We start from the raw sequence: 24,319 nt of genomic DNA, 5'->3' as shown, positions 1-24,319 counted from the left end.
CTATGTAAAACAAGCAAGCTAAATCTCGCATTTTTTGTTATAATGAGTGTATTAACTTTTAAGGAGCAATCTTGCAAGGAAAAATCATTAAGGCTCTGGCTGGTTTCTATTATGTAGAGTCGGATGGACAGGTTTATCAAACCAGAGCGCGGGGTAATTTTCGCAAAAAAGGGCAGACACCTTATGTCGGTGATGAAGTCGAATTTTCAGCAGAAAAAGACTCGGAAGGCTATATTTTACAAATAGCAGAGCGTAAAAACAGCCTGGTTCGGCCTCCGATTGTCAACATTGACCAGGCAGTTGTAATCATGAGCGCGAAAGAGCCAGATTTCAATGCTAATCTATTGGATCGTTTTCTGGTGCTTTTAGAGCATAAACAGATTCATCCTATTATCTACATCAGCAAGTTAGATCTGCTTGAAGATGAGCAGAGCTTGGATGCCTATGTACAGGCCTATCAGGCCATCGGTTATGAGGTCCTTAAGGCTACTGAGGAGTTGCTGCCACGGCTGAAAGGGGAAATCACTGTTTTCATGGGACAGACTGGAGTAGGAAAGTCCACTCTGCTCAATAAAATCGCCCCGGACTTGCAGCTTGAAACAGGAGAGATTTCTGAAAGTCTGGGCCGCGGCCGTCATACGACACGGGCTGTCAGCTTTTACAATCTAAACGGCGGTAAGATTGCCGATACGCCAGGATTTTCATCTTTGGATTACGAGGTGAGTACAGCTGAAGATCTAAATCAAGCTTTTCCAGAGATTGCTGAGTTCAGCCAATCCTGTAAGTTTCGTACTTGTACCCATACTCACGAGCCGGCTTGTGCTGTTAAGCCAGCAGTTGAGGCCGGCCAGATAGCGTCATTCCGCTTTGATAATTACCTGCAGTTTCTCAGCGAGATTGAAAATCGCCGGGAAACCTATAAAAAAGTTGCCAAAAAAAATTCTAAATAAGGAGAAGAACTATGACATCATTCAAAATTGCCCCTTCAATTTTAAGTGCGGACTATGCTAATTTTGAAGCAGAATTGAAGAAGTTAGAAGCGACAGGTGCTGAGTATGCTCATATTGATATTATGGATGGTCATTTTGTGCCTAACATCAGCTTTGGGGCTGGGGTTGTTGCCAGTATGCGTCCTCACAGCAAGCTAGTCTTTGACTGCCATTTGATGGTTTCCAATCCTGAGCACCATATCGAAGAATTTGCTCGTGCCGGTGCAGATATTATCAGCATTCATGCTGAAGCGACACCACATATCCACGGAGCGCTGCAGAAGATTCGGGCAGCAGGAGTCAAGCCTAGTGTAGTGATTAATCCGGGAACACCAGTTGAAGCAGTCAAAAACGTTTTGAATTTGGTTGATCAAGTCCTTGTGATGACAGTGAATCCAGGCTTTGGCGGTCAGGCTTTTCTGCCAGAAACCATGGATAAGATTCGTGAATTGGTTGTCTTGCGTGAAGTCAATCAGCTGAATTTTGATATTGAAGTGGATGGCGGTATTGACGATAAGACCATTGGGATTGCTAAAGAAGCTGGTGCCAATGTCTTCGTAGCTGGCAGCTATGTCTTTAAGGGTGATGTCAATCATCAAGTTCAGACTTTACGGGATGCCCTGTATGACTAAGGTTGCACTATTTGCTGGCGGGAACTTGGAGCATTTTAGCTTAGATTTTGATGTTTTAGTTGGAGTAGACCGTGGAAGCCTCTTTCTGCTTGAGCAGGGAGTTTGTCCTGACTTGGCTGTCGGGGATTTTGACTCTGTGACTGAGGAAGAATTGCTGCGCATAAAAGATAGGGTCAAGGAAGTCGTTCAGGCCCATCCTGAAAAGGATGATACAGACTTGGAGTTAGCTGTTCTGGCTTGTTTTGAGCGGTATCCAGATGCTTGTCTGACTATTTTTGGAGCCTTTGGGGGCCGTCTGGATCATGCCTTGGCCAATGTTTTCCTGCCCAGTAATGAAAAAATTGCACCTTATATGGAGAAGATTTTTCTGAAAGACGAACAGAATCTGCTGACCTATGTTCCCAAGGGGCGCCATGAAATCAAACCAGTAGCTGGCATGCGTTATCTAGCCTTTCTGCCATCGGATGATGCTGCCTTAACGATTGAGGGCGCCAAATATCCGCTCAATAAAGATAATTTTTTTTTCAAAAAAGTGTATGCTTCTAACGAATTTATAGATAAGCCCATTTATTTGGACTTTGATAGCGGCTATACAGTCGTCATTTACAGCAAAGACAGGAGCTGATATGGAGTTTATAATCATCCTCATTCTTTTAGGAAATCTAGTGCTGACCTTTCTTTTATGGCAAAAGCTTAGTCAGCAGACCGAGACGCTAAAGCAAGTCTTGGAAAATCAGGCAGATCATCTATCGGATCAGCTGGACTATCGCTTGGAGCAAGAAAGCCAGAAAAAGGAAACGTCTCAGAAAGAGCTGGAATTAGCTCTGGGAGATCGTTTGAGCGAGGTCAGGACAGACTTGCACCGCAACTTGACAGAGCTGCGCTTGGAAATCAGTGACAACCTGACCAAGAATCGGGATAAAACTGACGAGCGTATGCGGCAGATTCAAGAGTCCAACGAAACCCGTCTAGAGCAGATGCGGCAGACCGTTGAAGAGAAACTGGAAAAGACACTTCAGACTCGTCTTCAGACTTCTTTTGAAACGGTCTCTAAGCAATTGGAGTCTGTTAATCGCGGTCTGGGAGAAATGCAGAGTGTTGCCCGAGATGTCGGCACGCTGAACAAGGTTCTTTCAAATACCAAGACCCGGGGGATTTTAGGGGAGCTGCAGCTGGGGCAGATTATTGAGGACATTATGACGGCCAGTCAGTATGAGCGAGAGTTTGTGACGGTGGCCGGATCCAGCGAGCGTGTCGAATATGCCATTAAACTGCCGGGACAGACGGAGCATGAATATGTCTATCTGCCCATTGATTCTAAGTTTCCTCTGGCCGATTACTACCGTTTGGAAGATGCTTATGAGTCTGGCAGCAAGGAAGAGATTGAGCTCTATCGCAAGTCTCTCTTAGCAAGTGTTAAACGCTTTGCCAAGGATATTAAGAGTAAATATCTGGCACCACCGGCTACAACTAACTTTGGTATCATGTTTCTGCCAACAGAAGGTCTCTATTCGGAAGTTGTCCGCAATCCAGCCTTTTTTGACAGTTTGCGGCGGGAGGAGCAGATTGTGGTAGCGGGGCCATCTACCCTATCTGCCTTGCTCAATTCATTGTCTGTCGGCTTTAAAACGCTCAATATTCAAAAAAGTGCAGACGATATCAGCAAGGTTCTGGGTTCTGTCAAATCCGAGTTTAACAAGTTCGGTGGTATTCTGACCAAGGCTCAGAAACATTTGCAGCATGCTTCGGGTAACATTGATGAACTCTTAACCCGGCGGACAGGAGCTATCGAAAGAACCTTACGCCATATTGAGCTGTCTGACCAAGACCTCGATTTGAACTTACTTGATTTTTCAGAAGAAAGGGAAAACAATGAAGATTAATCAAATGAAAAAAGATGAACTGTTTGAAGGTTTCTATCTGATCAAGTCAGCAGAAGTCCGTCAGACAAGGGCTGGAAAAAATTATCTGGCTTTTACTTTCCAAGATGATACAGGGGTAATTGAAGGTAAACTCTGGGATGCTCAGCCACATAATGTTGAAGAATTCACTGCTGGCAAGGTCGTGCACATGCAAGGTCGACGGGAAGTCTACAATAACACGCCCCAGGTAAATCAACTGACCCTGCGTCTTCCTAAGGCTGGAGAGCCCAATGATCCAGCGGATTTCAAGGAAAAACCACCAGTAGACCAGAAAGAAATCCGAGACTATTTATCTCAGATGATTTTCAAGATTGAGAATTCGGTCTGGCAGCGCGTGGTCCGCTCGCTTTATAGCAAGTACGACAAGGAGTTTTATTCTTATCCAGCTGCCAAGACCAATCACCATGCTTTTGAGTCGGGGCTAGCCTTTCATACCGCTACCATGGTCAAGCTGGCGGATGCTATCGGAGACATTTATCCTCAGCTTAATAAAAGCTTGCTTTTTGCAGGGATCATGCTCCATGACTTGGCCAAGGTTATTGAGCTCAGCGGTCCAGAAAATACAGAGTACACTGTGCGTGGCAATCTGATTGGGCACATTGCTTTGATTGATGAAGAATTGACCAAGACCTTGATGGAGCTGAAAATTGATGATAGCAAGGAAGAAGTAATCGTCCTGCGGCATGTCCTTCTCAGTCACCACGGTCTCTTGGAATACGGCAGTCCTGTCCGGCCTAAGATTATGGAGGCAGAAATTCTGCATATGATTGATAATCTGGATGCGGAGATGATGATGATGACTGCTGCCTTGGGACTTGTAGATCCAGGTGAAATGAGCAATAAAATATTCGCTCTTGAAGGCCGTTCTTTCTACAAACCAAAACTTGAACAGTAAAATACGAAAAATGGACATTACTTGGAAAAGAATGTTCGTTTTTTTGTTTTTGTTGTGGTATAATGAATAAAATAACTTTAATTGGTGAAAAAATGAAATTAAGAAGAAGTGAGCGTATGGTGGTTATTTCCAATTATTTGATTAACCATCCTTATGAATTAACGAGCTTAAATACATTTGCAGAAAAATACGAATCTGCCAAATCTTCTATTTCAGAAGATATTGTCATTATTAAGCGTGCCTTTGAAGAGATTGAAATTGGAACTATCGAAACGATTACTGGTGCTGGTGGAGGAGTGATTTTTAGCCCGTCCATCTCAGATACAGAAGCTAAGACTATTGTACAAGGTCTTTGTGATCAGCTGTCTGAAAGCAATCGGATTCTTCCTGGGGGCTATATTTATCTATCTGATCTGCTCAGCACTCCATCTATTCTGAACAATATCGGGCGAATCATTGCCAAGAGCTTTAAAGATCAACAGATTGATGCGGTCATGACAGTTGCGACTAAGGGTGTTCCTTTGGCCAATGCAGTAGCCAATGTTCTCAATGTACCTTTTGTCATCGTTCGTCGGGATTTAAAGATTACAGAAGGATCAACGGTCAGTGTCAACTACGTATCGGGATCCAGCGGAGATCGTATCGAAAAGATGTTCTTGTCCAAGCGCAGTCTCAAGGCTGGCAGCCGCGTCTTGATTGTGGATGACTTCCTCAAAGGCGGGGGGACCATTACAGGGATGATTAGCCTCTTATCTGAGTTTGACTCTGAGTTGGCAGGTGTAGCCGTCTTTGCGGACAACGCGCAGGCCAATCGCGATTATCTGGACTATAAATCGCTCTTGAAAGTAACCAATATTGATGTCAAGGCGAATACCATTGATGTGGAAATTGGAAATATTTTTGATTAGGGAAAAGGGCGGAGATTATAGATGAAAACAGTTTTAGAAAAGTTTGACCACAGTCCGCTGTGGATTCGTTTAGGAGTATTGTCGATTTTATTTGGGATTCTGATTACCGGCATGGTTTTTGTACAGGGACAGTCTAATTCCCGCACCAATTCAGTCAGCTCTGCTGCGAGCATCGCATCAAGCAGTTCTTCCTTACAACTGTCTTCTGCTCAAAAAGAAGCACAGGAAAAAGAAATCCAGGAAGAGGAGCAAGCAGTTCAGGCCGCAGAAGAAGCAGTTAAACAGCTTGAAACCATGCATACTTTGGAAGATTTGCAGCTAGCTAAGACTGCAGCAGAGAAGGTCAAAGATGCAGCGACGAAGGCTAGATTCCAAAGCCGTATTCAGGCAATAGCTGTCCTGATTGACCCAGAAGGGGCTCAGGCTGGTGTTTATGAAAATCCAGCTGCTGTATCAGAAGAAGCAGTGGCTCAGCCGCAGCAATAAGTTGGCAGCAATCTAATAAGCAGATATAAGCTTAAAATAGAAAAAATGTATTGACAGAAAAGTATCGTCGTGCTATAATGATAGACGGTACTTTTTACTTTTGGTCTCTCAAAAGTGTACAGAGACGTGCTGACAAATGTTGCAAAAGTACACGCAGATGGTAGCTGTCACCAAGTGTATCATCACCAAAATTAAAAAAATACAGGAGAATGTAGATGCCTACAATTAACCAATTGGTTCGCAAACCGCGTAAATCAAAAGTAGAAAAATCTAAATCACCAGCTTTGAACGTTGGTTATAACAGCCATAAAAAAGTTCAAACAAACGTATCTTCACCACAAAAACGTGGAGTTGCAACCCGTGTCGGAACTATGACACCTAAGAAACCAAACTCTGCCCTTCGTAAGTTTGCCCGTGTACGTCTGAGCAACCTGATTGAAGTTACAGCTTACATCCCAGGTATCGGACACAACCTGCAAGAGCACAGCGTAGTGCTTCTTCGTGGTGGACGTGTAAAAGACCTTCCAGGGGTACGTTACCATATCGTCCGCGGTGCACTTGATACAGCAGGTGTTACTGATCGTAAACAAGGCCGTTCTAAATACGGTACTAAAAAACCAAAAGCATAAGGAAAGGGGAGAAAGATAAATGAGTCGTAAAAACCAAGCGCCTAAGCGCGAAGTATTGCCAGATCCGCTTTACAATTCAAAATTAGTTACTCGTCTTATCAACCGCGTTATGCTTGATGGTAAGCGTGGTACAGCGGCTTCTATCGTTTACGGAGCTTTTGACCAAATCAAAGAAGCAACTGGAAACGATGCGCTGGAAGTATTTGAAACAGCTATGGAAAACATCATGCCTGTACTTGAAGTTCGTGCTCGCCGTGTCGGTGGTTCAAACTACCAAGTTCCGGTTGAAGTTCGTCCAGAACGTCGTACAACACTTGGACTTCGCTGGTTGGTAACTATTGCTCGTCAACGTGGTGAGCACACAATGGTTGACCGCCTTGCAAAAGAAATCTTGGATGCATCTAACAATACTGGTGCAGCTGTTAAGAAACGTGAAGACACTCACCGTATGGCAGAAGCTAACCGTGCCTTCGCACACTTCCGTTGGTAAAATCATGATGCTAGGAACGGTAAGGATGCAAGGTGAAAATAGGAAACTGACGCAGTATTCGACGAATACAAGGAAGTTTATCTTTTTCACACAGCATCCCGTTCCGGCTCAAATCGGCTAATTAACTTTAGCCTGAGTTCAATTCAACTTATCTACAAGTTGAGAAAAACAAAAACAAGATAAGCATTGAGAACGGGTAGGTCCTGCCTATCCGTTTTTGCTAAATCATGTTATAATAAATTGTAAAATAAATTAATAGGAGAAATAACCAAATGGCTCGCGAATTTTCACTTGAAAAAACTCGTAATATCGGTATCATGGCCCACGTCGATGCTGGTAAAACAACAACAACTGAGCGTATTCTTTACTACACTGGTAAAATCCACAAAATCGGTGAAACTCACGAAGGTGCGTCACAAATGGACTGGATGGAGCAAGAGCAAGAGCGTGGTATCACTATCACATCTGCTGCGACAACAGCTCAATGGAACAACCACCGTGTAAACATCATCGACACACCGGGACACGTGGACTTCACAATCGAAGTACAACGTTCTCTTCGTGTCTTGGACGGTGCGGTAACCGTTCTTGACTCACAATCAGGTGTTGAGCCTCAAACTGAAACAGTTTGGCGCCAAGCAACTGAGTACGGAGTTCCTCGTATCGTATTTGCTAACAAGATGGACAAGATTGGTGCTGACTTCCTTTACTCAGTAAGCACTTTGCATGATCGTCTTCAAGCAAACGCTCATCCAATCCAATTGCCAATTGGTTCAGAAGATGACTTCCGCGGAATTATCGACTTGATCAAGATGAAGGCTGAAATCTATACTAATGACCTTGGTACAGATATTTTGGAAGAAGATATCCCAGCTGAATACCTTGAGCAAGCTCAAGAATACCGTGAAAAATTGGTGGAAGCAGTTGCTGAAACTGATGAAGATTTGATGATGAAATACCTTGAAGGTGAAGAAATCACAACTGACGAATTGAAAGCTGCTATCCGTAAAGCAACAATCAATGTTGAATTCTTCCCAGTATTGTGTGGTTCAGCCTTCAAGAACAAGGGTGTTCAGTTGATGCTTGATGCGGTTATTGACTACCTTCCAAGCCCACTTGACATCCCAGCAATCAAAGGTATCAACCCAGACACTGAAGAAGAAGAAACTCGTCCTGCATCTGATGAAGAGCCATTTGCAGCTCTTGCCTTCAAGATTGCAACAGATCCATTCGTAGGTCGTTTGACCTTCTTCCGTGTTTACTCAGGTGTTCTTCAATCCGGTTCTTATGTAATGAACACTTCGAAAGGTAAACGTGAGCGCATCGGACGTCTTGTGCAATTACATGCCAATAGTCGTCAAGAAATTGAAACCGTTTATGCTGGGGATATTGCAGCTGCTATTGGTTTGAAGGATACGACTACTGGTGACTCATTGACAGATGAAAAAGCAAAAGTGATTCTTGAGTCGATCCACGTTCCAGAGCCTGTTATCCAGCTGATGGTTGAGCCTAAGTCTAAGGCTGACCAAGACAAGATGGGTATTGCTCTGCAAAAACTGGCTGAAGAAGATCCAACATTCCGTGTTGAAACAAACGTTGAAACTGGTGAAACAGTTATCTCTGGTATGGGTGAGCTTCACTTGGATGTCCTTGTTGACCGTATGCGTCGTGAGTTCAAGGTTGAAGCAAACGTAGGTGCTCCTCAAGTATCTTACCGTGAAACATTCCGCGCTTCTACTCAAGCTCGTGGATTCTTCAAACGCCAATCTGGTGGTAAAGGTCAATTCGGTGATGTATGGATCGAATTTACACCAAATGAAGAAGGTAAAGGCTTCGAGTTTGAAAATGCTATCGTCGGTGGTGTGGTTCCACGTGAATTCATCCCAGCGGTAGAAAAAGGTTTGGTTGAGTCTATGGCGAACGGTGTCCTTGCTGGTTACCCAATCGTTGACGTGAAAGCTAAACTTTATGATGGTTCATACCACGATGTCGACTCATCTGAAACAGCTTTCAAGGTTGCGGCTTCACTTGCTTTGAAAGAAGCTGCTAAGACTGCTCAGCCTGCTATCCTTGAGCCAATGATGTTGGTAACAATCACTGTTCCTGAAGAAAACCTTGGTGATGTTATGGGTCACGTAACAGCTCGTCGTGGACGTGTTGACGGTATGGAAGCACATGGTAACAGCCAAATCGTTCGTGCTTATGTTCCACTTGCTGAAATGTTCGGTTATGCAACAGTTCTTCGTTCAGCATCACAAGGACGCGGTACTTTCATGATGGTATTCGACCACTACGAAGATGTACCTAAGTCAGTACAAGAAGAAATCATTAAGAAAAACAAAGGTGAAGCTTAAGCTTTGAGCTAAACCTTGGCACTCGCGTTTGCGGGTGCTTTTTCTATTTTTTAGAGAAGCATATCCTCAATAAAAAGGGGAAATGATTGATTTTGTAAGTTGTATTCCCGCATTTTCAAAAGTTACTGCTTTGCTTTTTCAAATCAATGAAAGCCGAAATGAAAGTTAGTGAAAGAATTCATAATACTTGTTAATAACAATGAAATCAGTTGCATTTTACCTCAATTAAGTATATAATAGAAATGTTGAAAGGTGATTTGTAGCAACTCAAGTTACTCTTTTCACATAAAAATTTTTTGATTTTCATAAGGAGGAAATCACGAATGGTAGTTAAAGTTGGTATTAACGGTTTCGGTCGTATCGGTCGTCTTGCTTTCCGTCGTATCCAAAACGTAGAAGGTGTTGAAGTTACTCGCATCAACGACCTTACAGATCCAGTAATGCTTGCACATCTGTTGAAATATGACACAACTCAAGGTCGTTTCGATGGTACTGTTGAAGTTAAAGAAGGTGGATTTGAAGTTAACGGTAAATTCGTTAAAGTTTCTGCTGAACGTGACCCAGAACAAATTGACTGGGCTACTGACGGTGTAGAAATCGTTCTTGAAGCAACTGGTTTCTTTGCTAAGAAAGATGCTGCTGAAAAACACCTTAAAGGTGGTGCTAAGAAAGTTGTTATCACTGCTCCTGGTGGAAATGACGTTAAGACAGTTGTATTTAACACTAACCACGACGTTCTTGATGGTACTGAAACAGTTATCTCAGGTGCTTCATGTACTACAAACTGCTTGGCTCCAATGGCTAAAGCACTTCAAGACAACTTCGGTGTTGTTGAAGGATTGATGACTACTATCCACGCTTACACTGGTGACCAAATGATCCTTGACGGACCACACCGTGGTGGTGACCTTCGTCGTGCTCGCGCTGGTGCTGCAAACATCGTTCCTAACTCAACTGGTGCTGCTAAAGCTATCGGCTTGGTTATCCCAGAATTGAACGGTAAATTGGACGGATCTGCACAACGCGTTCCAACTCCAACTGGATCAGTTACTGAATTGGTTGCTGTTCTTGAAAAGAACGTAACAGTTGATGAAGTAAACGCAGCTATGAAAGCAGCAGCTAACGAATCATACGGTTACACAGAAGATCCAATCGTATCTTCAGATATCGTAGGTATGTCTTACGGTTCATTGTTCGACGCAACTCAAACTAAAGTTCTTGATGTTGACGGCAAACAATTGGTTAAAGTTGTATCATGGTACGACAACGAAATGTCATACACTGCACAACTTGTACGTACTCTTGAATACTTCGCGAAAATCGCTAAATAATTCAATGGTAAAAGAAAGAGACTCATTTGAGTCTCTTTTTCTGTACCTTGCTTTGTGAGAATCATCAAAGACAGGTTTGTGGTTTATTGAGCTTCTATTTTCCAAATTTTTAGTCATATAGAAAGTCAGTTCTGATACTTCTGTCCATTTTTCTAAATGCTTCAAGGGGCTGTTTTGCGGTAAGAGAAGCTAAGCATACTTTTCTTAAAGAAAACTATACCAATTTCATGCTTGACAAACCAAAAAAGAGTTTGTATACTATCTCTATTGAAGTTATTTAACTTCAATAGAACTATACCAATTTTAATAAGAAGGGCTGGTTTCTAAGACTAGAAATCAGAAGTAATGTTATGTGTGGAATTGTCGGAGTTGTCGGAAATCGCAACGCAACAGATATTTTGATGCAGGGCTTGGAAAAGCTGGAATACCGAGGTTATGACTCAGCTGGAATTTTTGTAACAACAGGGAAAACTTCTAGTCTGATCAAGTCGGTCGGTCGTATCGCTGACCTACATGCTAAAATTGGCATTGATGTTGCTGGGACTACTGGTATCGGACATACTCGTTGGGCTACTCATGGAAAACCAAGTGAAAACAATGCCCATCCTCATACTTCACAGACCGGCCGTTTTGTCTTGGTTCATAATGGTGTAATTGAGAACTACCTTGATATTAAGAATACTTATCTAGCTGGTCATGACTTCAAGGGGCAGACAGATACAGAGATTGCTGTGCATCTGATTGGCAAATTTGCTGAAGAAGAAGGCTTGTCTCTTTTAGAAGCCTTTAAAAAAGCTCTTCACATTATCCGTGGTTCTTATGCCTTTGCTTTGGTGGATTCAGAAGATGCAGATGTTATCTATGTTGCTAAAAATAAATCTCCACTACTAGTCGGGCTTGGTGAAGGCTACAATATGGTCTGCTCAGATGCTATGGCCATGATTCGCGAGACAAGTCAGTTTATGGAAATTCATGACCAAGAGCTGGTTATTGTCCGTAAAGACAGTGTGGAAGTGCAGGATTATGACGGGCATACTCTGGAGCGTGAAAGCTATACTGCTGAGCTAGATCTGTCCGATATCGGTAAGGGGACTTATCCATACTATATGCTCAAAGAAATCGACGAGCAGCCAACTGTGATGCGTAAGCTAATCAGCGCTTATACAGATGATAAGGGGCAAGTATCAGTTGATGCGGATATTGTCAAGGCTGTTCAGGAAGCTGACCGTCTCTATATCCTTGCGGCTGGAACTTCTTACCATGCTGGCTATGCTTCTAAGCGTATGCTGGAAGAGCTGACGGATACACCTGTTGAGCTGGGCATTGCCTCTGAGTGGGGTTATGCTATGCCGCTCCTTAGCAAGAAGCCTCTCTTTATCTTTATCAGCCAATCTGGCGAAACAGCTGACAGCCGTCAGGTCTTAGTCAAGGCGAATCAGATGGGCATTCCAAGTTTGACCGTGACCAATGTTCCGGGTTCTACGCTTTCTCGGGAAGCCAATCATACCATGCTGCTGCATGCAGGTCCTGAGATTGCGGTTGCTTCTACTAAGGCCTATACAGCTCAAATCGCAGCCTTGGCTTTCTTGGCTAAAGCTGTTGGCGATGCCAATGCTTCTGAGAAAGCGGCAGCCTTTGATTTGGTTCACGAGCTGTCCTTAGTTGCGCAGTCTATTGAGTCCACTTTGTCAGAAAAGGAGTTGATTGACAATAAGGTCCGCGGCCTTCTAGAAACAACTCGCAATGCTTTCTATATCGGCCGTGGTCAAGACTACTATGTGGCGATGGAAGCTAGCTTAAAACTCAAAGAAATTTCTTATATCCAGTGTGAAGGCTTTGCAGCTGGTGAACTCAAACACGGTACGATCTCTCTGATTGAAGACGGGACACCAGTTTTGGCCCTGCTTTCTGATGAAGTCTTGGCTAGCCATACTCGAGGTAATATTTCAGAAGTTGTAGCTCGGGGTGCCAAGGTGCTGACCATTGCTGAGGAGAATGTAGCCAAAGAGGGAGACGATATCGTACTCAATCAGGTTCACCCTTACCTGTCACCAATCTCTATGGTGGTGCCGACACAGCTCATTGCTTACTTTGCAACCTTGCACCGTGGTCTGGATGTAGACAAACCGCGTAATCTGGCTAAGTCTGTCACTGTAGAATAAGCTTTCTAACCAATCTTGATAATAATACTAAGCCTCAGATTTTTCTGGGGCTTTTGGTATGGTATTTTGGAGACGATGCTCTTTGGAAGTCTCTTTCGACCATGGCAAAGCCATGCTGACGACAGTCATCCTATTTCATACAGATGGACAAATAGGTTGAGCATCATTTTTGTATTTATCACTAATTAGTGATAAAATATTTTTATCTTAAATATCAGGAGGACAAAAACATGGTGGAATTAGGTATTTCTACTTTTGGAGAGACAACGCCGCTGGAGGGGACAGGGCAGACCTATACTCATGATGAGCGGATTCGGCAGCTGGTAGCAGAGATTGAGTTGGCAGACAAGGTGGGGCTGGACGTGCATGGCATTGGAGAGCATCACAGGGAGGACTTTGCGGTCTCTGCGCCGGAGATTGTGCTGGCGGCTGGCGCGATCAAGACGGAGAAGATTCGTCTGACCAGTGCTGTCAGTGTCCTGTCGAGCTTGGATCCTATTCGAGTCTACCAGCAGTATGCGACGATTGATGCATTGTCAAATGGCAGAGCAGAGGTCATGGCTGGCCGTGGATCTTTTATCGAGTCCTTTCCGCTCTTTGGCTATGACTTGAAGGATTATGAAGAGCTTTTTGATGAAAAGCTGGACCTGCTCCTCTATGCCAGTGCCTAGACTCGGCTAAATTGGAAGGGCAAGCTGACGCAGACTATTGACAATCGGGAAGTCTACCCACGGGCTGTGCAAGAAACATTGCCAGTTTGGGTAGCGACGGGGGGCAATGTCGAGTCCACCATTAAGGTCGCCCAGAAGGGCCTGCCAATTGCGTATGCCATTATCGGTGGACAGCCTAAGAGCTTCAAGCCCCTGCTGGATGCGTATCGCCGGATTGGGCAGGAAAGTGGCCACTCAGATGAAAAGTTGAAGATCGCTGCCCACTCTTGGGGCTGGGTCATGGAGGATAATGAGGAGGCGGTCCGGACTTACTTCCATCCGACCAAGCAGGTAGTGGACGCTATCTCTAAGGACCGCCCTCACTGGAAGGAGATGACCTATGAGCAATACCTGGATCAGGTAGGACCAGAGGGGGCCATGTTTGTCGGTAGCCCTGAAAAGGTCGCTCAGAAATTGATCAAGATGATAGAGGAGCTGGGACTGAATCGCTTCATGCTGCATCTGCCGTTGGGATCGCTTCCGCATGAGCAGGTACTCCAGTCTATCGAACTCTTTGGCACTAAGGTTGCACCGCTCGTGCGGGAGTATTTTGCAGCTAAGGGTAAGTAAGATTGGAGTAGCAGTTTTTTGATAAAAATTACCTATCTCATCCATAGAAAATATATATGGTACTTATCTAAAAAGGGTACAAAAAATAAGGTGGTTCAGCAGAGTCTGAAAAGCCTTGAAAAAGCTAGCTTAGTCTAGCTTTTTTATTTTGCTTTGATAAATATTTTTAATCAGGCTGATAGGGAAAATATATTTCCCAGGAGAAAGAGAGGATGGTAAGATATATTACAAATTCAAAGAAGGAGGAGGTAATGGTCAGCAAGAAAGAATTAGTGCTGAGAGCTTTTCGGGGTGAAGAAGTTGACCGAGTGCCTGTGGGATTCTGGTTTCACTTTGTAAGCCAAGAGGAAAAGATGCTGGGCCTGGACAATCCAGAGATTTTCAATAAAAGTGTTGAGGGACATGCTGCTTATGTTCGAGCTGCACGGCCAGACTTTGTCAAGATTATGAGCGATGGCTTCTTTAAGTATCCTAGCGCGCTTTATTCGGATCATATTGAGTCCATTCGGGACTTGGCTGCTATCCAGTCTATCGGTGAGCATCATCCTTGGATTGAGCAGCAGATTGAGATGGTTAAGGCTGTAAAAGCAAGCTATCCGGAGGACCTCGCTTCCTTCTACAATATTTTTGCGCCGGTCTCCTATTTCAAGCGCTGGTTCCGCCGGGAAGGGTCGCGAGGAGATAGAGAAATTGCAGATTTTCTAGCAGAGGATCCCGAGTTGACAGGACATGTTTTAGATATCATTGCCACTGATATTGCTATTTTGACTAGGCGCATCATTGAGGAAACGGGCATTGAGGGGATTTATCTCAGCACCCAGCAAGTTCAAGACGGCCGGGTAGATGCGACCAGTTATCGTCGTTATATTGAGCCTAGTACGGTCAAGGTTCTGGAAGCGGCCAATGCGGCTGGCGGTCAGAATATTCTCCACATCTGCGGCTTTGAAGGGGCCAGCAATGATTTGGAACTGTTCAAGGACTATCCGGCTCAAGTCTTTAACTGGGCAACCCATCATGAAGGGGTCAGCTTAGCGGAAGGGCGCAAGCTCTTTGGCGGTCAGACTGTCCTGGGCGGCTTTGAAAATGGCAGAGCAGCTCTTCTGAATACGGGCAGTCGAGCAGAGTTAGAGGCTGAGACCAAGCGGCTGCTGGCTGAAGCTGGCAGTCAGGGAGTGATTCTAGGGGCTGACTGTACTGTACCAGATGATTTTGAAATAGAAAGATTGGACTGGATCCGTCAGGCTGCTAGTCAGTTCTGACGGACTTGCTAAAGTCCTAAAGAGCAATTTTCAACTCTTTCAAGGAGGAAGATAGATGAATCGATATCAAAAAAGGCTTGCAGCTCTTGCTCTGATATTCTTGATAATAGGAACCTTTCTGAGCATCAGTCACATTTATGCTCATCAGTCTTCAGACAAAAAAGAAGATGATTTGCAGGTGCTCAAGAAACTGCCAGAGCAGTCAACTGGCTTGATGCAGCCCAATGATATCGCTGTCCTGCTCTTATCGGATTAGAATTTTACTTAAAAAGATGAAGTAGTCCAATGAAAAAGCTAAAAAACAACTCATTGGCAAGATAGGAACAATAGAGAAAGGAGAGAAGATGACTTCAAAAAGAGAATTAGTACTGAAAGCTTTCAGAGGAGAGCCTGTTGATCGAGTGCCAGTTGGTTTCTGGCATCATTTTACCAGCGAGGATGAGTGGCTGGCTGGTTTTGGAAATCAGGCCATTATTGAGAAAAATCTGTCCGGCCATCAAGCTTTTCTGGCAGAAGTCGACCCAGACTTTATCAAGCTGATGAGTGATGGTTATTTTGCCTATCCTAATGAACGCTTGAAAAAAGTCCAATCTATCAAAGACTTAGCAGATATTGAGCCGCTAGGTGCTGACCACCCTTGGATTAGTGAGCAGGTGGAACTGGTTCAGAAGATTAGGGCTGGCTTTACAGAGGACTTGGTCGCTATTTACAATATTTTTGCGCCAGTGACCTACTTCAAATGGTTGGTCGGCAAGGTTGCTGGTGGAGATGATATCATTGCAGATTTCTTGGCGGAGAATGCGGTGCTCACGAAGCGGGTGCTGGATGTGATTGCTAAAGATATTGCGGCTTTGACGGAGCGGATTATCAAGGAAGCTGGAGCGGATGGAATCTACCTCAGCGTTCAGAGCATTCAGGATGCACGGGTGTCAGCAGAAGATTATAAGACTTTTATTGCTCCTAGTGAATTGGCGGTGCTGGAAGCAGCCAACGCGGCTGGCGGAGTGAATATCCTGCACATTTGCGGTTACGAAGGCGCGCGAAACGATGTTCATCTTTTCACTGACTATCCAGCTCAGGTCATCAATTGGGCAGTGGGGCCAGAAGGTATCAGCCTAGCGGAGGGCCGGAAATTATTTGGCGGTCGGACTGTCCTGGGTGGCTTTGAAAATGGCAAGGACGGCCTGCTCTACACGGGCAGTCAAGCGGCTATTCAAGATGAGACCAAGCGGCTGATAGCAGGAGCTGGCAAGGAAGCTTTGATTATCGGGGCTGACTGTACTATTCCAAGCGATATTGAAGCAGAGCGGATTCAGTGGGTTCGCCAAGCAGCAAGCTTAACATAAGAAGGAGACGAAAGAATGAGCAAGAAAAAATGGATTATTGGTGGAGCAGCAGTGATTGCTATTGTAGCGGCGACTTATTTGGGGCGGACCTTGACAGGTGCTTCATCTAGCAAGACGAGCAGCTCTGCATCAGGCGGCGGTAAGGTCACGACTTTGAAAGTGGCACATACACAGAACTATGTTCCTTATGACTTTGTGGATGAAAAAGGTGAGTCAGATGGCTATGAGGTTGCTGTTCTCAAGGCCATTGATGAAAAGCTGCCAGACTATCAGTTTGAATATACTGGTACCAGTGATGAAGATCTCTTAGTCGGTCTGGAATCTGGAAAATATGACATCGGAACCAAGGGAGCATGGTACACCGAAGAGCGGGCGAAGAAGTTCATCATTCCAAAAAGCCCAATCGGTGCTAGCATTATCGGTTTCACTATCCGCAAGGAAGACGCTGAAAAATACAAAACCATTGATGACTTTGCCAAGGAAAAGGGCAAGCTGGTACCAATTTCTCCGCAGAATGCTCAATGGGCGGTTATCGAAGAGTATAACCAAAAGCATAGCGGTGCTCCTATTGATTTGACTGCAGCAGAGTCCTTCAAGGTGGCTGATGCTTATGCTTGGGTTCTGGAAGGACGCTACGATGCCTTCTTTGACATCAAGCTGTCGTTTGAAAAAGCTGTGACTGACAAGGAAGGTTCTTACCACCAGTATGCGGATCAACTGACTTGGTTCCCTTACAAGGGGATTCCGACCTATCCCCTGCTTCATAAAAACGAAAAAAATGAAGAATTTGCTAAGGCATACGAGAAGGCAATTAAGGAACTGGAAAAGGACGGAACCTTGGCTAAACTATCTGAAAAGTATTTCGGAGAAGATGTCTTCTCTTATGTGGACAAGGATTAGTGGCTGCTGTCTGCTGATTACGGAAAATCAAAAGGCTGACTGAGAAGCTGGCTGAATATAGAGTTGGTGGCTTCTAAGCTGACCTTGCTGCTGTTTGAAGGAATTTTCAAAGAGGATAACTAGGCGAGAGCATGGCTGCTCCAAGCTGAAAGTGCCCGCCCAAGAGAAGCTTATTCTATCTAATCACTGTCGAAGGAGAAGAAAATTATGGTCTCGTATGACTTATCCCGTGTCTTTGGCCTGCTGCCTAGTCTGCTGCAGGCTCTGCCGACCACTTTATGGATTATGTTTGTGACAGCTTTGATTGGCTCCTTGCTGGGTGGTCTGTTGGCTTGGGCTCAGATTTCTGAGGAGCAGTCTTTTGCTGGCCTAGCTAGAGGATATATATTTATCCTTAGATGTACACCGCCTATTGTCTTACTTTTCTTGGTTTTTTATGGCATTCCAGAGTTTTTAGAATGGTGGCTGGGGCTGGATATCAATAATTGGTCGCGGACTGTGTTTGTCATCATCACCATGATTCTGCTCTTTGCGGCCATGATTGCGGAAGTCTTCAAGGCAGCTTATCTTGCTGTTCCCAAGGGACAGACCGAGGCAGGTCTCAGTATTGGCTTGGCACCGGTGCAGACTTTTCTGCGTATTGTCCTGCCACAGGCTTTTCGCATCGCCCTGCCCAATCTGACTACTGCCCTTCTTAATCTCATGCGGGATGCTGCGCTAGCTTATACGATTGGGGCAGTTGATGTCATGGGAGCGGGGCAAAATCTCATCAGCCGTAATCTAGGCAATTATTCCCTCGAAACCTATACAGCGGTGGCCTTGATTTACTGGGGGATTGCCCTAGTGGTTTCGCTTGCTTCCCAGCTTCTGGAAAAAAGTCTGATAGTCAAGGAGAGGTAAAGCATGGATTTGAATTATATTGTAAATACCTTTCTGGTTACTTTGAAAGGCATACCGGTAACCCTGATCATTATGGTGGTGGCTATTCTGCTCAGCTTTATTCCAGCCTTGCTCTTGGCTTTAGGGCAGATTTATAAAGTTCGAGGTGTGCGGACCTTTTCAGTGGTTTATCTGGCCTTTATTCGGGCGACGCCTCCCATTTTGCTCATTCTCTTTTTCTATAGTCTTTTTCCTAGCTTACTGAATCAAATTTTTAAAAGTCTGGGCAGTCAGGTAGACGTCTTTAAGTTCAATCCGCTTTACTATGCTTTCATCATTTATAGCCTGATGACGACAGGCAGCTTGTCGGAAATACTGCGCTCTGCCATATTAACAGTGGATAAAGGGCAGTTAGAAGCGGCTCAAGCGATTGGTTTAACGAATTTTCAAGCCTATCGGAGAATTGTTTTTCCTCAGGCTCTGCGCTCAGCCCTGCCCAATCTGGCCAATCTGGTTATCAATCTAGTCAAGGGAACTTCGTTGGTATTTGTCATGACAGTCAAGGATATCACAGCCTTGGCTAAGATAGAGGCCTCCCATTCTTACCAGTATTCAGAGTCTTATCTGGTGATTTTTGTTATTTATCTCATTATTTGTGGCTTGATTCAGTGGATGTTTAGGGGCTTGGAAAAGCGCTACGCTCTTGCTTAGGAAGGAAAGATTATGTTAGAAGTAAAACATATCTCCAAACGATTTGGAGAGCACCAGGTGCTGGCAGATGTCAGTCTCAAGGTCAATCAAGGTGACGTTGTAGTTATTCTGGGACCGTCAGGCTCTGGGAAAACAACATTTCTGCGCTGTCTGAATCACTTAGAAAAAGCGGATGGCGGCCAGTTGACTTTGTCTGGTAAGGACTATGATTTGGCTAAGCTCAGCAAAAAGGAGATTTTGGAAATTCGTAGAAAGACGGCCTTTGTCTTCCAGCATTATAATCTCTTTGCCAATAAAACAGCCCTTGAAAATATCTTAGAAGGCTTAGTGATAGCTCGTAAGATACCGAGGGAAGAAGCGCTTAAGATTGCGGAAGAGTCCTTGAATCGCGTGGGCCTCTTGGCCTACAAAGACTACTATCCTTCTCAGCTATCAGGCGGCCAGCAGCAGCGGATTGGGATTGCGCGTGCCATTGCTGTCAAGCCAGATGTCATCCTGCTGGATGAACCAACTTCGGCTCTAGATCCGGAATTGGTCGGTGAAGTTCTCAGCGTCATGAAACAGTTGGCTCAGGAGGGAGTGACCATGGTTGTTGTGACCCATGAGATGAGCTTTGCTCGTGATGTGGCCAACCATGTTATCTTTATGGACGGAGGTCACATCATCGAAGAAAATCCTCCTCAGGAATTCTTCAGCAGTCCAAAGGAAGAGCGGACCCAACAGTTTCTGTCCCGCATTCTGTCCGATGCCAGCTATAGTGTAGAATATATGATTTAAAATCTGGATTGTGTCCAGATTTTTATTATAAAAAGACATCTTTATAGGAATGAAAAGGACCTAAACGACAATTTTTAATTACATTTGTAAATTTATTTTAAAAAATTATGTAAAATCTATTGACAAATAAATTCTGTCATGATAAAATTACAACTGTAAACAAAAAAGTTTACGTAAATTTAATCAGAAGATGTGAATATAGCCGGAAGGCGATTATTTTTGGGAGGATTAAAAATTATGTAAAATTATCTTCTGCTGAAAGAGATCAAATCACTCATAAAAATAGAGACTGAATCAGTCTTGATTTTTGAAAAGAGAATAAGTTATGTAAAATAATAGATTGCAGAAGATCTCCCAAATCAAAATTTATAGTGGATAAGGAAGAGATTTCTTATCTGAAACTTTGGTAAAATCAAAAATTATGTAAAGCAAAATATGAAAACAGCGAGGTAATGCTATGAACAACAACTACAACAATTTTAACAATATGGACGACCTTTTCAACCAACTTATGGGACGCATGGGTGGCTACAACAGCGAACACCGGCGCTACTTGATTAATGGTAGAGAGGTCACACCGGAAGAGTTTGCTCAGTACCGGGCTACTGGCAAGCTCCCTGGTCAAGGAACAGGTGAGCAAACTGGACAAGCTGCTGCTCAAGGACCTAAGCAGGATGGTATCCTGGCTAAGCTAGGTCGCAATCTAACTCAGGAAGCTCGTGATGGTAAGTTAGATCCAGTCATTGGACGCAATAAGGAAATCCAAGAAACTGCTGAAATCCTTTCTCGTCGGACCAAGAACAATCCTGTATTGGTCGGAGATGCCGGAGTTGGTAAGACAGCTGTCGTAGAAGGCTTGGCTCAGGCTATCGTTAATGGTGATGTGCCAGCGGCCATCAAGAATAAGGAAGTTATTTCTGTTGATATTTCCGGTCTGGAAGCTGGTACTCAATATCGTGGTAGCTTTGAAGAAAATATCCAAAACTTAGTCAATGAAGTCAAGGAAGCCGGTAACATTATCCTCTTCTTTGATGAAATCCATCAAATCCTAGGAGCAGGATCTATCGGTGGAGATAGTGGCTCTAAGGGCATGGCGGATATTCTCAAACCAGCGCTTTCTCGTGGTGAGTTGACAGTTATCGGGGCTACTACTCAGGACGAGTACCGGAATACCATTCTCAAAAATGCAGCTCTGGCTCGCCGATTCAATGAAGTCAAGGTCAATGCACCGTCTGACGAAGATACCTATAAAATTCTTCAAGGTATTCGTGACTTGTACGAAAAGCACCACAATGTCATCCTGCCGGATGAAGTGCTGAAAGCGGCTGTGGACTACTCTGTTCAGTATATTCCACAACGGAGCCTGCCAGACAAGGCCATTGACCTGGTCGATGTGACTGCTGCGCACTTGGCAGCCCAGCATCCAGTGACTGATGTTCATGCGGTTGAAAATGAGATTGCTGAACAGAAAAACAAACAGGAAGCGGCTGTTGAGAAAGAAGATTATGAAGCAGCTCTGAATGCTAAGACTCGCATTGAAGAGCTAGAAAAGAAAATTCAAAATCACACTGAGGATATGAAGGTGACAGCTACAGTCAACGACGTAGCAGAGTCTGTTGAACGGATGACGGGTGTACCAGTATCTCAGATGGGTGCCAGCGACATTGAGCGCCTCAAGGGCATGAATGACCGTCTTAAAGCTAAAGTTATCGGCCAAGATAAGGCTGTAGAAGCCGTGGCTAGAGCTATACGCCGTAACCGTGCAGGATTTGATGAAGGCAACCGTCCAATCGGAAGTTTCCTCTTTGTTGGACCAACTGGTGTTGGTAAGACTGAGCTGGCTAAGCAACTGGCTCTGGATATGTTCGGTACCAAGGAAGCCATTATCCGTCTGGATATGTCTGAATACTCCGACCGGACTGCTGTTTCCAAGCTGATTGGTACGACTGCAGGCTATGTCGGCTATGATGACAACAACAACACCCTGACCGAGCGTGTGCGCCGCAATCCTTACTCTATCATTCTCTTGGATGAGATTGAAAAGGCTGATCCACAAGTGATTACCCTTCTCCTTCAAGTTCTGGATGACGGTCGTTTGACAGATGGTCAAGGGAATACAGTCAACTTCAAGAATACGGTTATCATTGCGACTTCCAATGCTGGCTTTGGCTACGAAGCAGGCTTGGAAGAAGATGCTGAAAAGCCTGATCTGATGGATCGACTCAAAGCTTACTTCCGTCCAGAATTCCTCAATCGTTTCAACGCAGTTATTGAGTTCTCTCATCTCAAGAAAGAAGATTTGATGGAGATTGTTAATCTCATGCTGATCGAAGTAAATCAAACCTTGAGCAAGAAAGAAATTGATTTGGCTGTATCTGACGCAGCTAAGGAATTCCTGCGCGATGCTGGTTATGACCAAGTCATGGGTGTTCGTCCGCTCCGCCGTGTCATCGAGCAGCAAATTCGTGACAAGGTAACCGACTTCCACTTGGATAATCTAGATGCTAAGCACTTGACAGCCGATTTGGAAGATGGTGTCTTGGTTATCCGAGAAAAAGGTGCTGACGCATCTGAAGAAGACAAGCAGGCAGAATAAAGCTTACTAAGTTAACTACCTTTTCAAAGACCTCCTTCTGAGATGAAGGCAGGTCTTTTTTTGATGAGTATGAATTTCAAATAACTCTCCTTTCTGGAAATAAATTAGCATTTATCCCAAAATCTCAACTAAATTCTCCTTGATATTGCTGAAGCAGTCGATGACTCGAATCAACCTAGTTTCTCTCAAATAAGAGAGATGAATAATTTTTGACGAAAGCAGACTGCTATGAAACAGTAACTACAATTAAGCACAATGTCATTATCTTTGCCATTCTCAGCACTCTATGCGGCTGGATTGGTTATGTTGTTGATAAAGTAACCGGCCAAGCTCTTTACGATAATATCGGAACAGAGATAGGAAGCGGCTCTTTAGGGATGCTGATTTGGCTGGTAACTCCGTTAATCTGTACCATCTTTCTCCGTAGCTTTGGCGGAGATAGCTGGAAAGAAGCAGGGTTTTCCATTAATTTTAAAGATAATAAAAAATTATACCTGATTAGTTTTTTAGTTTACCCACTTGTTACGATAATAGTGATATTCTTGGGACTGATGACGCAAGGCATCAGAGTGACAGATGTGAAGGTTGAGTTCACGGCCTATCTTGGCATCTTGCTCACACAGGTCGGAACTCAATTCATAAAAAATATTTTTGAAGAATCCGTTTGGAGGGCATATCTTACCAATCAATTAATCAAATTAAAATTATCTGACTTAAAACTATATCTACTTGTTGGCTTTATCTGGTGGATTTGGCATCTGCCTTACATTATGAAGTTTCTGTCTGAGAGAGAAATCCAAAATACCTTGCCGGTTGGAAGGTTTGCATTCTTCCTTATCGGGATGATAACTGTTGCATGCTGGACGGTCATGTATACAGAGATTTTTAGACTTACTAAGTCTGTCTGGCCGCTGGTAATTATGCACAACATAATACGGAAAGGCGAGCTAACAAAGTAAGAAAAGAAGATAATATTAATTCTTTTTTCTATCTTAATAGAGGCAAAAGGCTCTCATAAGTCTATAAAAGTGGGAAAAGTTGACATTTTAATGAGTTGTGTTCTAATTTTTTTGTACATTTTCAAGTTTTTATATATGTAAATGTCAGAAAAAAGTGTATAATGGATTAGTAAATTAAATTTTAGGAGAGGATTTAATTATGAAAAAGTTGGATATTACAACCATGCCCGACTATAGGAAAGTCGAGGCTGTTGTTCAGTTGTTAGTTAATGGAACCTTAACTAGTTATCGAATTGCGACGGATGCAAACATCAGCAAGATGAGTATCCTGACCTTAACTAAAGGGACCAGCAAAATTAAGAACATTACTTATCAAACTGCGATGGCCTTAATTAATTGGTATGAAGAAAACCATGAAAAATACGGCATCACTATTCATCAAAAGGCCGCAGGATAGTCTAAAACTATGATGTAGCTCAACCCTAACCCAGCTAACCATTTGGATAGCTGGGTTTTTCTATGCCTCTTAGCGATTGCCGGCTCGCAGAGTCGAGCAGAGCTTAGAGGCATAGATGCAGTTTGAGCGTAATCGAAAACTACGTTCTGTAAAAACTTAATGAGACAAGCCAGAGGCGCAGTCGGACTTAGGAGCAGCGATGCTCACTTTCTTACTTTTTTCTGTCCTTATGGGCAGATTTTGACAGTTCAAGAGTGAACAGTCACCTGTGTAATTCTTGGTCTTTTTGTTACCGTTTTCAAGATTTATAATAAATCTATAAAAAAGATGAGATTATCCTTATCTTGCGATATAGGG

At 43.9% G+C, this 24,319-nt stretch carries 22 protein-coding genes and 1 pseudogene; all 23 read left to right on the top strand.

The window, feature by feature from the left end; all coding sequences use genetic code 11:
• Positions 1-71: 71 nt before the first annotated feature.
• A complete protein-coding gene (gene rsgA, locus PCY71_RS07910) occupies positions 72-950 on the top strand; it encodes a ribosome small subunit-dependent GTPase A (RefSeq protein ID WP_048773915.1) in 879 nt (292 codons plus the stop codon).
• A gap of 11 nt (positions 951-961) precedes the next feature.
• On the top strand, positions 962-1,621 hold the full coding sequence (gene rpe / locus PCY71_RS07905; RefSeq protein ID WP_048773917.1) for a ribulose-phosphate 3-epimerase: 660 nt from the start codon (positions 962-964) through the stop codon (positions 1,619-1,621).
• Complete coding sequence (locus tag PCY71_RS07900; protein ID WP_048773920.1) at positions 1,614-2,246, top strand: thiamine diphosphokinase; 633 nt, start codon at positions 1,614-1,616, stop codon at positions 2,244-2,246. The genes rpe and PCY71_RS07900 overlap by 8 nt, the downstream gene beginning before the upstream one ends.
• 1 nt (position 2,247) lies before the next feature.
• On the top strand, positions 2,248-3,504 hold the full coding sequence (rmuC, locus tag PCY71_RS07895; RefSeq protein WP_002920302.1) for a DNA recombination protein RmuC: 1,257 nt from the start codon (positions 2,248-2,250) through the stop codon (positions 3,502-3,504).
• Positions 3,494-4,438, top strand: coding sequence for a 3'-5' exoribonuclease YhaM family protein (locus tag PCY71_RS07890; RefSeq protein WP_002893873.1), 945 nt, complete (start codon positions 3,494-3,496; stop codon positions 4,436-4,438). The genes rmuC and PCY71_RS07890 overlap by 11 nt, the downstream gene beginning before the upstream one ends.
• Positions 4,439-4,530: 92 nt before the next feature.
• Positions 4,531-5,346, top strand: coding sequence for a pur operon repressor (purR, locus tag PCY71_RS07885; RefSeq protein ID WP_032905583.1), 816 nt, complete (start codon positions 4,531-4,533; stop codon positions 5,344-5,346).
• A gap of 21 nt (positions 5,347-5,367) precedes the next feature.
• Complete coding sequence (locus tag PCY71_RS07880; protein ID WP_301412502.1) at positions 5,368-5,832, top strand: hypothetical protein; 465 nt, start codon at positions 5,368-5,370, stop codon at positions 5,830-5,832.
• A gap of 215 nt (positions 5,833-6,047) precedes the next feature.
• Positions 6,048-6,461, top strand: coding sequence for a 30S ribosomal protein S12 (gene rpsL / locus PCY71_RS07875; protein WP_002893867.1), 414 nt, complete (start codon positions 6,048-6,050; stop codon positions 6,459-6,461).
• 19 nt (positions 6,462-6,480) lie between these two features.
• Positions 6,481-6,951, top strand: a complete 471-nt coding sequence (rpsG, locus tag PCY71_RS07870) for a 30S ribosomal protein S7 (RefSeq protein WP_002893865.1) — start codon at positions 6,481-6,483, stop codon at positions 6,949-6,951.
• Positions 6,952-7,223: 272 nt separating this feature from the next.
• Positions 7,224-9,305, top strand: a complete 2,082-nt coding sequence (fusA, locus tag PCY71_RS07865) for an elongation factor G (RefSeq protein ID WP_002902195.1) — start codon at positions 7,224-7,226, stop codon at positions 9,303-9,305.
• 323 nt (positions 9,306-9,628) lie between these two features.
• The gene (gap, locus tag PCY71_RS07860; RefSeq protein WP_002893859.1) at positions 9,629-10,636 is read left to right on the top strand and encodes a type I glyceraldehyde-3-phosphate dehydrogenase; all 1,008 of its coding nucleotides are present in this window, start codon (positions 9,629-9,631) and stop codon (positions 10,634-10,636) included.
• A 350-nt stretch (positions 10,637-10,986) separates the two neighbouring features.
• On the top strand, positions 10,987-12,798 hold the full coding sequence (glmS, locus tag PCY71_RS07855) for a glutamine--fructose-6-phosphate transaminase (isomerizing) (protein WP_002920298.1): 1,812 nt from the start codon (positions 10,987-10,989) through the stop codon (positions 12,796-12,798).
• A gap of 230 nt (positions 12,799-13,028) precedes the next feature.
• Positions 13,029-14,078 (top strand): annotated as a pseudogene (locus PCY71_RS07850) (LLM class flavin-dependent oxidoreductase).
• Between the two features lie 212 nt (positions 14,079-14,290).
• Positions 14,291-15,337, top strand: a complete 1,047-nt coding sequence (locus PCY71_RS07845; RefSeq protein ID WP_301412501.1) for a uroporphyrinogen decarboxylase family protein — start codon at positions 14,291-14,293, stop codon at positions 15,335-15,337.
• A gap of 55 nt (positions 15,338-15,392) precedes the next feature.
• A complete protein-coding gene (locus PCY71_RS07840; protein WP_048773927.1) occupies positions 15,393-15,593 on the top strand; it encodes a hypothetical protein in 201 nt (66 codons plus the stop codon).
• Between the two features lie 88 nt (positions 15,594-15,681).
• On the top strand, positions 15,682-16,683 hold the full coding sequence (locus tag PCY71_RS07835) for a uroporphyrinogen decarboxylase family protein (protein WP_048773928.1): 1,002 nt from the start codon (positions 15,682-15,684) through the stop codon (positions 16,681-16,683).
• A gap of 15 nt (positions 16,684-16,698) precedes the next feature.
• Positions 16,699-17,583: a transporter substrate-binding domain-containing protein gene (locus tag PCY71_RS07830; protein ID WP_002908661.1), complete on the top strand. Its 885-nt coding sequence runs from the start codon at positions 16,699-16,701 to the stop codon at positions 17,581-17,583.
• Between the two features lie 207 nt (positions 17,584-17,790).
• Positions 17,791-18,483: an amino acid ABC transporter permease gene (locus tag PCY71_RS07825; protein WP_002908662.1), complete on the top strand. Its 693-nt coding sequence runs from the start codon at positions 17,791-17,793 to the stop codon at positions 18,481-18,483.
• Between the two features lie 3 nt (positions 18,484-18,486).
• Positions 18,487-19,173 carry an amino acid ABC transporter permease gene (locus PCY71_RS07820; protein ID WP_002908663.1) on the top strand — a complete coding sequence of 229 codons (687 nt, stop codon included), beginning with the start codon at positions 18,487-18,489 and terminating at the stop codon, positions 19,171-19,173.
• Between the two features lie 12 nt (positions 19,174-19,185).
• Positions 19,186-19,950, top strand: a complete 765-nt coding sequence (locus tag PCY71_RS07815; protein WP_002908664.1) for an amino acid ABC transporter ATP-binding protein — start codon at positions 19,186-19,188, stop codon at positions 19,948-19,950.
• Between the two features lie 457 nt (positions 19,951-20,407).
• On the top strand, positions 20,408-22,546 hold the full coding sequence (locus PCY71_RS07810; protein WP_301412500.1) for an ATP-dependent Clp protease ATP-binding subunit: 2,139 nt from the start codon (positions 20,408-20,410) through the stop codon (positions 22,544-22,546).
• A gap of 209 nt (positions 22,547-22,755) precedes the next feature.
• Positions 22,756-23,505, top strand: coding sequence for a CPBP family intramembrane glutamic endopeptidase (locus PCY71_RS07805; RefSeq protein WP_002908666.1), 750 nt, complete (start codon positions 22,756-22,758; stop codon positions 23,503-23,505).
• A 199-nt stretch (positions 23,506-23,704) separates the two neighbouring features.
• Positions 23,705-23,962, top strand: coding sequence for a hypothetical protein (locus PCY71_RS07800; RefSeq protein WP_002893837.1), 258 nt, complete (start codon positions 23,705-23,707; stop codon positions 23,960-23,962).
• Positions 23,963-24,319 lie beyond the last annotated feature (357 nt).

The sequence above is a fragment of the Streptococcus sp. SN3 genome (genome assembly GCF_030439905.1).
The sequence above is the reverse complement of the archived record's forward strand: the minus strand, read 5'-3'. Positions and strand labels throughout refer to the sequence as shown.

Bases quoted from the DNA above. Each gene is read 5' to 3' on its own strand.
- PCY71_RS07820 (WP_002908663.1), top strand. From the start codon at position 18,487: ATGGATTTGAATTATATTGTAAATACCTTTCTGGTTACTTTGAAAGGC.
- PCY71_RS07800 (WP_002893837.1), top strand. From the start codon at position 23,705: ATGAAAAAGTTGGATATTACAACCATGCCCGACTATAGGAAAGTCGAG.
- PCY71_RS07810 (WP_301412500.1), top strand. From the start codon at position 20,408: ATGAACAACAACTACAACAATTTTAACAATATGGACGACCTTTTCAAC.
- rpsG (WP_002893865.1), top strand. From the start codon at position 6,481: ATGAGTCGTAAAAACCAAGCGCCTAAGCGCGAAGTATTGCCAGATCCG.
- PCY71_RS07815 (WP_002908664.1), top strand. From the start codon at position 19,186: ATGTTAGAAGTAAAACATATCTCCAAACGATTTGGAGAGCACCAGGTG.
- PCY71_RS07880 (WP_301412502.1), top strand. From the start codon at position 5,368: ATGAAAACAGTTTTAGAAAAGTTTGACCACAGTCCGCTGTGGATTCGT.
- PCY71_RS07890 (WP_002893873.1), top strand. From the start codon at position 3,494: ATGAAGATTAATCAAATGAAAAAAGATGAACTGTTTGAAGGTTTCTAT.
- fusA (WP_002902195.1), top strand. From the start codon at position 7,224: ATGGCTCGCGAATTTTCACTTGAAAAAACTCGTAATATCGGTATCATG.
- PCY71_RS07830 (WP_002908661.1), top strand. From the start codon at position 16,699: ATGAGCAAGAAAAAATGGATTATTGGTGGAGCAGCAGTGATTGCTATT.
- PCY71_RS07900 (WP_048773920.1), top strand. From the start codon at position 1,614: ATGACTAAGGTTGCACTATTTGCTGGCGGGAACTTGGAGCATTTTAGC.
- purR (WP_032905583.1), top strand. From the start codon at position 4,531: ATGAAATTAAGAAGAAGTGAGCGTATGGTGGTTATTTCCAATTATTTG.
- glmS (WP_002920298.1), top strand. From the start codon at position 10,987: ATGTGTGGAATTGTCGGAGTTGTCGGAAATCGCAACGCAACAGATATT.
- PCY71_RS07835 (WP_048773928.1), top strand. From the start codon at position 15,682: ATGACTTCAAAAAGAGAATTAGTACTGAAAGCTTTCAGAGGAGAGCCT.
- rpe (WP_048773917.1), top strand. From the start codon at position 962: ATGACATCATTCAAAATTGCCCCTTCAATTTTAAGTGCGGACTATGCT.
- rpsL (WP_002893867.1), top strand. From the start codon at position 6,048: ATGCCTACAATTAACCAATTGGTTCGCAAACCGCGTAAATCAAAAGTA.
- gap (WP_002893859.1), top strand. From the start codon at position 9,629: ATGGTAGTTAAAGTTGGTATTAACGGTTTCGGTCGTATCGGTCGTCTT.
- rmuC (WP_002920302.1), top strand. From the start codon at position 2,248: ATGGAGTTTATAATCATCCTCATTCTTTTAGGAAATCTAGTGCTGACC.
- PCY71_RS07825 (WP_002908662.1), top strand. From the start codon at position 17,791: ATGGTCTCGTATGACTTATCCCGTGTCTTTGGCCTGCTGCCTAGTCTG.
- PCY71_RS07845 (WP_301412501.1), top strand. From the start codon at position 14,291: ATGGTAAGATATATTACAAATTCAAAGAAGGAGGAGGTAATGGTCAGC.
- PCY71_RS07840 (WP_048773927.1), top strand. From the start codon at position 15,393: ATGAATCGATATCAAAAAAGGCTTGCAGCTCTTGCTCTGATATTCTTG.